Here is a 12,929-nt window from a genome sequence, read left to right on the forward strand (position 1 = left end):
CCCTTGTTTTCAACAGCGGAAAAAACGGCAAAACCCGCTCTGAGCGTTCAACGCAAAACGGAGCAAGCTTTTTTTGGACCCCAAAAAGAGCCGGTGTCCCCTACCCCTGAACCAACCTTTTTTCAACCTGCCATACAACCTAAATTAAAGGTGAACCGGCCCGACGACCACTTCGAAAAAGAAGCGGACTTGGTCGCCGAACGTGTCGTCAATATGCCTGAAACACAAATCGATCTGGCCCCGACCGCTGTCCCCGAGGTACAGCGAATGGAAGAATCCAAGGAAGAGGAGGAAGAAACCCTTCAAACCGCTTCCCTCTCGGTGCAGCGAATGATGGATGAGGAGGAAGAATCACCAGCCATCGAGACAAAACAGGCCGATACTGTTCAACGAAATTCAAATACTACCTTGCAGACTTCTTCCGAAGAAGAGGAAGAAAGCCTTCAAACCAAATCCAAACAACGGTCACCTGCGATGTACCACTCGGATGTGATACAGCTGAGTGGCCGTGGTCCCCCGGGTGGCGCCGCGCAATTCCAAAGTCAATTGCACAGTTCAACCTCCAGCGGTAGGCCCTTGGGCAAGTCCGTTGGAAACTTCATGTCGACCCGTTTCGGGGCAGATTTCAGTAGTGTGCGGATACATACCGACACGAGCGCTCAGCAGATGAGTAAGCAAGTAAACGCGCATGCCTTTACCTACGGAAACCATATCTACTTCAACAGCGGAAAATACGATCCCGATTCAAAAGCGGGACAGACACTTCTTGCGCATGAATTAACACATACCATACAGCAAGGGGCAAGCCCTGTTATGGCCAAATTACAGCGAAAACACATCTTCACCGCCGTACAGCGCAAATCCATTCTTCAAAGACAGGTAGCACCTCAGCTAACGGCTGCTGTTGAGCTGGCCCAGGCAGAGCAGGGAAAGGTCATCGCCAACAAAGAAGGGTCAGATGGCTATCGCTATGGTTGGGAACGTCTCATCGAATATTTTGAGACCACCTTCGGAAAGGATAAAATTGTTAGCCGACCCACCGGGGAAAAAGGGGTCGTCTACAGACCACACATTAAAAAGAAAGCCATCATTCCGGGGCAGGTGCCCAATCAACCGGATCCCAACGTCAAAGAAAATCGCGATGCCATGCCCAGTTGGTGTGGAATCTTTGCCTTCTGGGCCTTGAACAAGGCCGGTATACCCATGCCTAAATGGAAATTAGGGGAAGAGTTCATTCCAAAAGAATCGGTATATCCTTCAGGGTACACCCCGAAACCCGGAGATTTGGCATTCAAACAAAAACGTTCCCACTACGGTCTAGTAGTGGGTATGGAAGGTCCTAATAGGGTAAAAAGCGTAAACGGCAACACGGCCGGAGATGATAACCTGGGAGGGGAGGTCCAGGTACAGACCCATGATATCAGTAACTGGCAGGCATTCTATAATCCCCTGGTGGCCAAAACCGGAAAACTCCGGGATGCAAGGCATGGCGATGAAGAGACCGAACCAAAAACATTCAAGGAACTACGGAAACTAAAATACAACGTTAGTCGAAAAGCAGAAAGTAAAACCGAGGAGGAAGGATTGCAGGCAAAATCGGAAGGAGCCGAGAAAGAGGAGGAAGAGGAAATGATACAGGCCAAATCGGAACATCCTGAAAAAGAACAGGAGGAAGAAACGATACAGCGTTCCGAAACGGGTAGTTCTGGCGGATTTGCCTCTATGGGGGTTGACTATGAAACCGATGATGGAGCTGCCGATATTCAGACCAAACCCATTGCTCCCGCTGCTACCCTGGTACGAAACAAGTCCCCGGGAACCATGATCCAAGGTGGTTGGTTGGGCGATGCATGGAATGCCGTTTCCGGCCTAGCGTCTGATGTAGCGGATTTGATCGAGGAAGGGCTCGAAGCGGCCAAGGATTGGTTGTTGGATAGGGTCCGGGATTTTGTGGTCGAAATTCCTGGGTACACGCTTTTGAGTTACATTCTTGGCTATGACCCCATTACCGGCAGGAATGTGAATAAAACGCCCCTCACCCTATTGGATGCCGTACTCGACATTATTCCTATCGGGGGCACGATGGTAAAATGGGTATTGGACTATTTTGAGGCGATCAATCCCGTTGCCAATTGGCTATTTGAGTCCGTTGCAAGATTCACCAACCTCATTGCCAATGTCGAGACCCGGTTCGAGAATTTCTGGAACCGGTTGAGTATCGACGATGTGGGCAATCCAGAGCGGGTGATGAACGATGTGGCCGACCTGTTCCGATCAATTGTCACCGACATCGTTGACTTCGTCGCGGATGTTGGTGGTGATTTCCTCTCCATGGTCACAGACATTGCGATCAGTACCATGGCCACCATTGTCAAGGAGTTTTTCCCGGATGCCTGGGATTTGTTGACCGTCTTGTTAGGGGAAGACCCCGTAACCAAGGAACCGGTAGATCGTAACGGAACCAATATTCTAAATGCCGGTTTAAAGGCACTTGGGGATCGCGGCACCCAGATCAAAGGGCAAATGGAAGAGAACGGCATCTTTGCCGAATGTGCCGCTTGGATCGATCGAGGCATTGATCTCGCGCTTTCCTTGATTTCCGATGTGGGCAACATCTTTGACGTACTTTGGGATGCCTTGACATTTGAGTCGCTCTTCCATCCTGTACAGACCTTCAATGAAATTGCACAGGCCTTCTTGACTCCTATCGCGCGCATCACCTCGTTTATCACGGATGCCATGATACAGTTGCTGGCCATTCTAAGGGATGCCCTGCTGAGCAGGCTAAGTGCCTTTGCAAGGGAACAACGGGGTTACTTCCTCATCACCGTATTGATTGGTATGGATCCGTTTACTAGACAAGATGTTCCGCGTAACACAGAAAACATCATACACGGTTTCTTTAGTTTGATGGAAGGTGGGGAAGCCCAGTTCCAGCAGCTAAAAGAAAGTGGGAAAATCGATCAGATGACTCAAAAAATCGAACGGGCCGTCAACCAGCTCAATTTCACTTTGGAGTATATACTGGGGCTCTTTACCAGTTTATGGGAATCGTTGGATTGGAACGACTTCCTGAATCCGTTGGAAGTGTTTAGAAGAATCGTTGCCACCTTCGGCGATCCGGTCATCCGATTGGTGCGGTTCATAGTGACCGTTGTTCAAATAGCGGTCGAAATCTTGTTGATCGCAATGAACTTCCCCTTCGAGACGGTGAACAATATCATTCAACGTTCTCTGGAGGCCTTCGGTAATATCAAGCGAGATCCTATCGGCTTCCTCAAAAATATCCTGAGGGGTATCAAGCAGGGCTTCACCCAGTTTTTCGATAATATCCTCACCCACCTCATGAGCGGCCTGGCCACTTGGTTGTTTGGTTCTCTGGGTGAATTGGGCATACAAATGCCACCAGACCTCAGCTTCCGAAGTATCCTGAACCTCATTATGCAGATCCTGGGTATTAGTGTGGATCGAATTATGGAACGGGTCTGGTTAAAACTAACCGAACAGATCGGGGCCGAAAAAGTAGCCAAAATCAGGGGTGCCGTTGATAAATTAACAGGTATCTGGACGTTCATCAAGGATGTCATCGATCGGGGTCCGATTGCCATTTGGGAGTACGTACAGGAGAAGTTGAGCGAGCTGTGGAACATGGTGCTCGATGCCGCCAAAAATTGGATTATGACCCGAATCATCGCCAGTGTCACTACCAAATTGCTGAGTATGTTGGATCCAACGGGCATTATGGCCGTCATCAATAGTGTCATCGCTATCTATAGGGCTATTCAATCCTTTATCGAACAGCTCAGAGCCATGTTGGAAATCTTGAATTCGTTCGTCAACGGTATTGCGGAGATTGCTGCTGGTAACGTGAGTGCCGCGGCCAATTTCTTGGAAGGGGCCATGGCACGTGGCATTCCTGTAATGATTGGTTTCCTGGCCAACCAAGTCGGTCTGGGCGGTATCGGCAGAAGACTTGCGGAAATCATCGGAAATATCCGCGAGAAAATTACCGAGGGCATCGATTGGCTGGTGACCAAAGCACTACGGATCGGAAGGCCCATCATTGACGGAGTGTTACGGGTCATCGAGTTTGGGGAAGGAGTGGTCGAACGTGGTCGGGAAGCGGTACGGGGTGCAGCTGATGCCGTATTGGGTTGGTTGGGATTACGGAAAACATTTACTGCTGAAGGTGAGTCTCATAGCATTTTCTTCAAAGGAAGTGAATCATCCGCCCAACTTTGGGTTGCCAGCGAAGAAATGCCATTCCCAACGTTACTTGCAAATAAGCAAACAGAAATATCGGCGATTACCAACCCTAGCACACAAACAACAAAACAAAATGCCCATAACAACGCTTCAAGAATATATTCCCAAGAAATAATGACAATAAAAACCTCGCTATCATCTGAAACAGATCAAGAAAGAAAGAGCACTTTGCAAACGCAATTCAATGCAAAATTTGATGAGATTGTTCCACACTTGGTTGTTTTAGGGGTTGGCTCGTCCCGAGGTCCCAGACCGGCAACCGTGGTGAGGATGGGATCCTCTGGCGGTAAAGCATCATGGGTTGAAGCGGATCCACTTACAAAAAATGGAAGTAGCAAACCACCAAGGCCTACCGCGAATCCTGATGGTTGGACAACACATATAATGACAATACCGGACTATGATAATTATTATGTAAAGCTTCACCTGGTGCACTCTGAATTAGGAGGACCAGGTAATGATACCGGAAATCTTACTCCAGGTAAAAAAACCGAAAATACCAATATGGTAAATCAGGCAGAGAGCAATGCAATTAATCTTGTACATAACGAAAACAGAGTACTTTGGTACAGGGGGGAAATAACTGGATATCGTTCGGAGCCAGGTTTCACTGATTTCGCAGAGGGTATTAGGGTAAGTTATGGCTTTAAGGAAAAGAATGACATAAATGAGTGGGTAAGAGTAGGCGATGTTATTTATGATAATGTCTTCCCAGTGTCAAAACCGGACCCCCCTGGAACCAGGGACCCCGTACCCTCAATCAACACGATGTCACTTCACTATTGGATTGATGAGCTCCAACTAATTCCTGGTAGACCAAATCGAAGGGACTTTTTGGAACTTTTAAACGCCAAAAATAGAAGAGGCGGATATGATAGTTGGAATGATTTTAAAACAAGCCCGGAATTTTTAGCCTTACAAGTGAAGTATCCCAATATTGAAGATTGGTTTCTTCAGGCTATTCGCTTAGGCATGCTAAGAAATATTTAATAATTAACAATGATAAAAGATAAATTAATCAGTCTCTGTCGCTCACTAGAATCGGAAAAACTTGAAGAGGTTTATATTGATATAGGCAATCCTATAAAGGGCTATCAATTTAGTGATTTTGAATACGAATATGCCGTTACAGTCCATGACAAGGTCAAATCGATTTATACCGTCTTTAATGGCCTTAGAATTAAGTGGCAATTTCATTCAAAGAACATTGAAACAAAATTTGATTACCTGGAAGGAAACATCCAACTTCTTAATTTTAGGGATATGATGATCGGTTACGACGGTAGAGCATGGAAAAATGAAATTTGGTCTGACAAAACAGAGGAAACCGAATTAAAGTTTTTTCAACGGCTTAAACCATTTGATTACTTCGGAACTGATACCGTTAGATGCGTATGCTTGGAAATGACTGAGGATCGAATATTAACTCCAGATTTATGGCTTTTCAATTTAGGTCATGTTCCATTGAGAATGGAAATTCAAATTGATGAATATATAGGATTGCTCGAAAAAACCAAAGGTATTTGGGGTTGGCAGTATTTCTATACAAAAATTGATTTATCAGACAAAAAGAATAGTGCAATCAGGGAAAACTGTGAATTCATTATTAATTCATACCCCAAAGTATTTGATGATAAATTTGAAAACGAACTGGAGTCTCTTTTTCAAAAGTTAGTATCATACTAATGTTCATTACTCAAATGATAAACTCAATTTGAAAGTCGAACTTAAGCACTGTGAGTTTATAGGATTAATGATAGCACTTAAAAGTATTGTTACCAAACTAAAAAAAGCAATCAATAATAAGTAATAACGAAACCATGAAAAAAAAAACACCAAAACGTAGACGTAGGGTCAAAAAACAACAGCCCTCCCAAAAGAAACCACAAAACGAGCAGTTCTTTGAAGCGGCCGTTCAGCGCAAATGTGAAAAATGTGGGGATGAGGAAAAGAAAGGAGTGCAGAAAAAGTCAGATGGGCAATCGAACGCGAAGGCCAAAAGCTTTTTTGGGCCCTACATGAACAACATTAATGGCAAAGGAACCGCATTGTCCAAACAAAACCGGGCTTTCTTCGAAGGAAGGATGAACGATAACTTTGGAGCGGTTCGCTTGCACCAGGACCAAGAAGCCTCCAGTGCCGCCAAGGAAATAGGCGCCAAGGCCTTTACCTGGCAAAACCATATCGTGGTTAACAAACAGTACTTCGAAGAAGGGAGTGTGGAGTCCAAACAACTATTGGCCCATGAATTGAAACACGTACAGCAGCAGAAAAACGGGAGGCATATAATCCAAATGATGCCCGAAGAAGATGCTGGGGAGCCCACCAAGGAAGAAGGTATGCAACAGGCTCCTGTAGAGGATACGGCAGTGATGGAAAAAGAAGCCGAACAGGAAGAGCAGCTGATGATGACCCCGGAAAGCCTGCCCGATTTTCAAACCTTTGGTACACCCTTCTCCAAAACCGCCTTTGCCAACTCGGTAACCTTCGAAGGCCGTACGGATGCGACTTTTAACGGCGGCATCGGATCGACCCGTAATCTGACCCGGACCCCATCCGAAGACTGTGTTGGTTGTGCGGAAAACGATTGCTTTCACTATACGGGGCAACTACAAATCAATTATAGCGTCACCACCTCCGTGTCGCTACCGGATGTTCCGGAGGGATTGACCGACTGCCAACACGAACGGGTGAGAAACGCCATCGACAATGTTATAGCGCCACACGAACAAGACCATGTCACGGCTTTTAACCAATACAATGGCACCGTGACCCTGCCAATTAACTATACGGGCTGTAGCGCCGGAATACAGGAATACGTTCAGGGCCTTCATGACGCCGATGCCGCCACAAGGCGCGCGAGTGCCCAAGCCGCAAGTGATGCGTTGGACCCCTTTCATGTTTCGGTCGATTTGGATTGTGAGGATGAACCGGCTGCTGTCCCCTCCCCGGAGGCACCTGAATAAAAGCGTCAAACCGCTTTTGTAAGTCTCGAATATGTAGTATCTTAACTACAAAATCTTCCCCTAAACTCTGTTCTAATACAGATAAAATGCGTTCCCCCATAATAGTTCAAAAGCTGAAGAGTTATGCATCCCATAGAGCGCACCATGAAAATTGTCGGCAAGGATTCCGACAATTTTACCCAATCCATAGAGCAGTTCGGTAATCTGATCCTAAATCGTATCACCGCCGATCAAAACCAAAGTCCATTTGTCCTGTCCGATTATGACACCTCCAAATTTGGCCTCGATCTTGATAAAATATTGCAATTACAAACGTCTTTTTCTTTTGAGGAGAAATTGATCTTGTTATTGTCAATCATTCCTTATGTAAAGCCAGGTTTTTTGGAAGAGGTCATGGCAAAGGCCTTGCCCCATGGTGGGGAGTACATCGTATTTGGAGGAATCAAAGGACAGCAGCACCGGGGTATTTTACCAACTGGGGAAACGGCCCTTTATGTTTTGGCCGGGACCGATATCAAAGAGCGATTACGGTATCAAAAACTCTTTAGTAGTGATGCTTTGTTTGCCACCTACGGATTATTACAGGTAGAAGGCGCCCCCCATGGGGAACCGTCCATGAGCGGTCGACTGGTTCCCGATCCCGATTGGTTGGAAAGGATACTGCTCGGAAAGGAAGCTGCCCCGGCCTATAGCGTAGCGTTTCCGGCGCGAAAGATCACCACCGCCATGGAGTGGGAAGATCTTGTGTTGCATCCACAGACCGCAGAAAACATCAATGATATCCAACTCTGGGTCGCACATCATCAAAATGTGTTGAAAGATCCTATTTTCGGAAGAAGGATCAAACCGGGATATCGGGTGCTTTTCTACGGAAAGGCGGGAACAGGCAAAACCTTGACAGCTTCCCTACTCGGTAAGAAGTTCGGGATACCGGTGTACCGAATCGATCTGTCACAAGTGGTATCGAAATACATTGGGGAAACCGAAAAACACATCGAATTGGTATTCAATAGAGCGGAGCGTAAGAATTGGATCCTATTTTTTGATGAGGCGGATGCGCTTTTTGGAAAACGAACCAACGTGCAAAGCTCCAACGACAAATTTGCCAATCAGGAGGTCTCCTATCTGCTGCAGCGTATTGAAGATTTTCAGGGTCTGTTAATACTGGCCTCCAACTTCAAAAACAATATTGACGACGCCTTCCTAAGGCGGTTTCACAATGTCATCCATTTTCCATTGCCCGGTGTTAAGGAACGCTTTAAGCTATGGACACAGAGTACCCCATCGAACATGAAGGCGCATGCCGATATCGATTGGAAAATAATCGCTGAAAAGTACGATATAACGGGAGCCGAAATCGTGAACGTGATGTACTATGCCACCTTAAGGGCCTATGCAAGAAAGAAGTATGTCCTGATCAAGGAGGATATTTTGGAGGGAATCAAGAAAGAGCTTAAAAAACAGGATAAGACCTTTACCTATTGAGATAAAAAATTTCGATGGCGGTTCATCATAGGGTAGGAATATTATATAAGAATCCTTAAGGAATTTGTGGTCAACCTTTGATAGCAAAACAGGTCGAGCTAGAAAAACTAAAGAACATGAAAGCCAAAACGAGTGAAAATTCACAAAAGGGGAATACCTCCGAACTACTTCAAAAATGGCAATATGCCATTCGTATCTGTCATAAGGCCCATATACGATCAGCCGCGCACATGAACCGGCGGCACCGGGTATTGGGCATTGTGGTGGTTATCCTATCCACCATCGTGGGAACCAGTGTTTTTGCAACCCTGGATAGTTCACCCAAAACCTGGGTGAAAATACTTGTGGGGTTCCTTTCGGTAGCCGCCGCCGTTTTCGCGGGTCTTCAGACTTTTTTAAATTATAGTGAGAAAGAAGAAATGCACAGGGTGGCCTCCCAAAAATATGGGGCATTGCGTCGGGAAATAGAAGAATTTTTGGTCCTTCCGAAAGGTATGAACGACAATCCTGAGGACTTTCTAATAAATATTCGTTCCAGATGGGATGCCATTGACAATGACAGTCCAAGTCTGTCCCAAAAGCTATATGATAAGATTGCAAAGGGTATTAGGACGGAATCGCTTCGAAGGGAGAAAAACAATTAGAATCCGGATGGCCCGACTTTGTAAGAATGGCGTATGGAAGACTCCCTACAATCGGTATCCAGAACATCCTAACGATTATCGCTTTGCTATTTGATGCCTTAAAAAAAGATTTGTAAATTATGATACCCAAACGCAATGAGTACATAGAAGCCCGTTGCTGCAAACGATTACAGACGGTTTGTTGGCCTTGTACGTAACATATAGATCAAAAACCGTAACCGCATGCTATAAGTCTTCCCCCAAAAATTTGAGTTCAAATAAAAAGAATTCATCATGTAGCAAAGTCCGACATGAAAATTAGATTCTTGAAAGCCTTTAAAGGCGATTCCATTCTGATTACTGTCAATACGGACATGGGGCCGAGGAACATTCTCGTGGATGGAGGCGAGGGCGCCACCTATAAAAAAGATATAGGGCCGGTGGGAATTCCCGAATATGGGGAACTGAAGACAATAACCGAGAACTTAAGAAACCAAAAACAGAAAATCGACCTGCTTATCTTAACTCATATTGATGATGATCATATCGGCGGTATCTTGAAATGGCTTGCAGAAGACGAGGGAGCCCATGAATTGATTCGTGAGATTTGGTTCAATTCGGGCAGAATGATTGCACGCTCCTTGGGAATATTGGAAAACAAAGACCTGGAAAACAGGATAGATACTGATGAGTCTACCGATACCAGCGTTGCACAAGGGATTAAGTTCGGAAAATACATCAAGGCCCATGGCATCAAATGGCACGAACAGCCAATTTTACAAGGACAGGAATTAAAGCGATATGGACTCACATTTAAAATCATATCCCCGGAAATCGGACACCTCAAACGGCTATTGAAAGAATGGAAGAAAAAGGAACCGGACTTGGATACTGCGGCTAAATCACACGACTATGCAATGTCGTTAAGAGACCATGTCAAGAACGATGTGTTTGAAAAGGATAGAAGTATACCGAACGCCAGTTCCATAGCTTTCATAATGCAATGGAAAGATAAAAACTTTTTGTTTCTAGCCGATGCGTATTCCTCGGTCGTTGAAGATGGTTTGAAGGTATTCACCGCTGAAGAAAAATTAAAGTACGAATTAGTGAAATTGGCCCATCACGGCAGTGCTGGAAATATGAGTGCCGATTTAATTGATAAAATCGACTGTCAAAATTTTGTCATCAGTACCAATGGAGACCGACACTATCATCCACATAAGAGGTTGTTGGCACGTTTAATAGATTTAAAACCGAACAGCAACCTATATTTTAACTATTATAAGAAAGGATCGAAGCCCGAAATATTCTCAAAGTACGATTATCAAGAGTATCCATTCAATGTCTTCGAAATTGAAAAAGAATTTGAATTTGTATGAGAACCCCCGACGACATACGAAAATGCGTAGTTTGTCTTAATGACGGCAGTGGAGTACTTTTTCAACCTGAAAATGACCAGACCTATATCCTTACCGCAGACCATGTTTTCTACCAAAGAAATCACGGGAATAAAGTATTGCTGCCGAAGGTGAGCATTCGTTATTTTGATGAAATCAAAAATCGTTACAAGGAAATTGAATCGGAAATTGAACTTCAAAAAGGTGAAAATTATTTTCCATCAGAGGACTCAGACATCGCCATTTTAGTTATAAAACGTTTACCAATTGTAGAAGACTGGATTAGACCGGTCAAAAAGGTGGAGGAAAATAGCGACTGTATTCTTGGGGGAATTCCAGGTCTTAGAAGAAATGCATTTCCCGACGATCATACAAAGTGGTATGTGAACCATCAACCTATTGATTTCGATTTGGGTGGTGTAAAGAGGTCGGGGCAAATGCTCGATGCCATAAACAGAAAAAACATTACCATTGACGAACTTCGCGGCATGTCGGGAGGAGGTATTTTCCAGCTATCCGGTAGTAAAATCTCACTTCTTGGGATACAAAATCAAGGGCCATTGGACAATGAGCACCAAGGTCGTTTCCTTTTTACTCCACTGCACGCATTTGAAAAGATAGTGAAACACTATCATAATAAATTACTCCCGATATTCCACAGCGAAACTCCCAGAGCTACTGTTTCATTTGATATAACAGCCTTGCAAAAAGTTGGTGACATCCAAAAACACGTGGTCGAAATACTAGAGTCGACCGAAAGAGTGGTGGTCGATTACAATAACGATTTTTCAGTATTTCGGGCCTGTAACGAAGTATTGTACAAAACTTCCTATAAGCAAATCGATATGGAAGAAACGGTCAACGCCATCGGTGAGTCCCTGTTTGAGTTGCTTCATTCACAAGAAGGAGAACTAGAGAGAGATCGAATGAAACAATTTCGGCAAGCTTTGACCAAAAGATGGGATATTAGGATAGAGTTGGTCAGTAAATATCAACAGGGTAGGTTCAACTATTCGGCTATTCCGTGGGAATTTTTGAGATGTCCCGAAAGCTTGGCCGATGACTACGGAAAACCGGGAAACATTGCTAAGTACAACTTAATCGTCAGAAGATTTCGGGATGATACCAGAAAAGAGTTGACGAAGCTCGACGCCAGGGAAACCCAGCTTAACAGTTTACAAGTTTGGTTTGTCGTCGCCGATGATTCGATGTCGGCCATAGGCAAGAAGCTGGAAGGTTTGGAAACCAAAGAAACCTTGCTTGCCGTTAAATCTAAAAGCCTAAGAGTTCGTGAAATTATGGACGAAAGGGAATTGCCGCATATTATTCATATCATCGGCGACTTGAACCGTGAAGACAGGGAAGACATTATTCAATTTGTCGGAAAGCATCCAAATAGATCGAACAATCAAACTTTTGTATTGATTCAACAATCCACTTCGGGGGCAAACGAATATGAAACTTTTGACTACAACGCCAAATTATTTCTAGAAGCGTGGAGGCGTCCCTTTGCATCGGTAATCTCACTACCCTTCAACCTTGAAATCGATGAAAAGGTGTATGCAATTTTTAAACATTTCTATACTGATTTAGCGGAAGGAATCAACCTTGGAAAATCGTTCTTACCCCTTTCCAGAAGATTGGGAAACCACAATCCAATCAGTCGCCCCTTGATATATTTAAATTTTGACTGTGATTTCTCCTTCTCCAAAAAAGTCGAAAGAACTGAACCTGCAATGGGAGGTTCGTTCGGTAAAGTCAATGAAGAAACCCCAACCATTGGTATTCAAAAGACCGAGATTCCATCAAAGCCAAAAAAGATAGGAGAGAACACTGCGGCCAATGAGAATGCGTTGCCTCATGTGGTCGATTTTAAAAAGTTGGGCAAACTGGCCGAACAGCTGGAAGAGTGGGGAAAAAAACCTACCAAGGACGTCTATGAGGATATCCTTGTATCCTATAACAATTTCAAGGAAAACAACTTTCCCTGGGAAAACATGATAATTTTTTGCAACCCCTATAAAGATAGTGCGGCCATCACAACGGTAAATGTACTTGGTACCGATTTGGAACCCATGGCTTATGATATTTTGACCAAATTCTTCGAATTGGGAAACGAAGAAATTGAACAGCTCTTGGATAAATACAAAAAGCAGCGATCTGATATGTGGATCTACCCAAAATAAAATTTC

The 12,929-nt window shown here is 44.5% G+C and carries 7 protein-coding genes; all 7 read left to right on the forward strand.

Annotated elements, in window-relative coordinates:
• Window positions 1-3 precede the first annotated feature (3 nt).
• Complete coding sequence (locus tag FK220_RS01690; RefSeq protein ID WP_238718867.1) at window positions 4-5,256, forward strand: eCIS core domain-containing protein; 5,253 nt, start codon at window positions 4-6, stop codon at window positions 5,254-5,256.
• 9 nt (window positions 5,257-5,265) lie between these two features.
• Window positions 5,266-5,952 carry a hypothetical protein gene (locus FK220_RS01695; protein ID WP_152572547.1) on the forward strand — a complete coding sequence of 229 codons (687 nt, stop codon included), beginning with the start codon at window positions 5,266-5,268 and terminating at the stop codon, window positions 5,950-5,952.
• A 134-nt stretch (window positions 5,953-6,086) separates the two neighbouring features.
• Window positions 6,087-7,232 carry an eCIS core domain-containing protein gene (locus FK220_RS01700; protein WP_152572548.1) on the forward strand — a complete coding sequence of 382 codons (1,146 nt, stop codon included), beginning with the start codon at window positions 6,087-6,089 and terminating at the stop codon, window positions 7,230-7,232.
• A 123-nt stretch (window positions 7,233-7,355) separates the two neighbouring features.
• Window positions 7,356-8,717 (forward strand): ATP-binding protein, encoded by a 1,362-nt coding sequence (locus FK220_RS01705; protein ID WP_152572549.1) that lies wholly within the window; start codon window positions 7,356-7,358, stop codon window positions 8,715-8,717.
• 116 nt (window positions 8,718-8,833) lie between these two features.
• On the forward strand, window positions 8,834-9,361 hold the full coding sequence (locus tag FK220_RS01710) for a DUF4231 domain-containing protein (RefSeq protein WP_152572550.1): 528 nt from the start codon (window positions 8,834-8,836) through the stop codon (window positions 9,359-9,361).
• A gap of 290 nt (window positions 9,362-9,651) precedes the next feature.
• The gene (locus FK220_RS01715) at window positions 9,652-10,719 is read left to right on the forward strand and encodes a ComEC/Rec2 family competence protein (protein WP_152572551.1); all 1,068 of its coding nucleotides are present in this window, start codon (window positions 9,652-9,654) and stop codon (window positions 10,717-10,719) included.
• Window positions 10,716-12,923, forward strand: coding sequence for a hypothetical protein (locus FK220_RS01720; protein WP_152572552.1), 2,208 nt, complete (start codon window positions 10,716-10,718; stop codon window positions 12,921-12,923). Before FK220_RS01715 ends, FK220_RS01720 begins: the two co-directional genes overlap by 4 nt.
• Window positions 12,924-12,929 lie beyond the last annotated feature (6 nt).

This window comes from Pelagihabitans pacificus (genome assembly GCF_009371985.2).
Lineage (GTDB): Bacteria > Bacteroidota > Bacteroidia > Flavobacteriales > Flavobacteriaceae > Pelagihabitans > Pelagihabitans pacificus.

What these genes read in the sequence shown, in the direction of transcription:
- FK220_RS01695 (WP_152572547.1), top strand. Translation starts at nt 5,266, where the DNA reads ATGATAAAAGATAAATTAATCAGTCTCTGTCGCTCACTAGAATCGGAA.
- FK220_RS01700 (WP_152572548.1), top strand. Translation starts at nt 6,087, where the DNA reads ATGAAAAAAAAAACACCAAAACGTAGACGTAGGGTCAAAAAACAACAG.
- FK220_RS01705 (WP_152572549.1), top strand. Translation starts at nt 7,356, where the DNA reads ATGCATCCCATAGAGCGCACCATGAAAATTGTCGGCAAGGATTCCGAC.
- FK220_RS01710 (WP_152572550.1), top strand. Translation starts at nt 8,834, where the DNA reads ATGAAAGCCAAAACGAGTGAAAATTCACAAAAGGGGAATACCTCCGAA.
- FK220_RS01715 (WP_152572551.1), top strand. Translation starts at nt 9,652, where the DNA reads ATGAAAATTAGATTCTTGAAAGCCTTTAAAGGCGATTCCATTCTGATT.
- FK220_RS01720 (WP_152572552.1), top strand. Translation starts at nt 10,716, where the DNA reads ATGAGAACCCCCGACGACATACGAAAATGCGTAGTTTGTCTTAATGAC.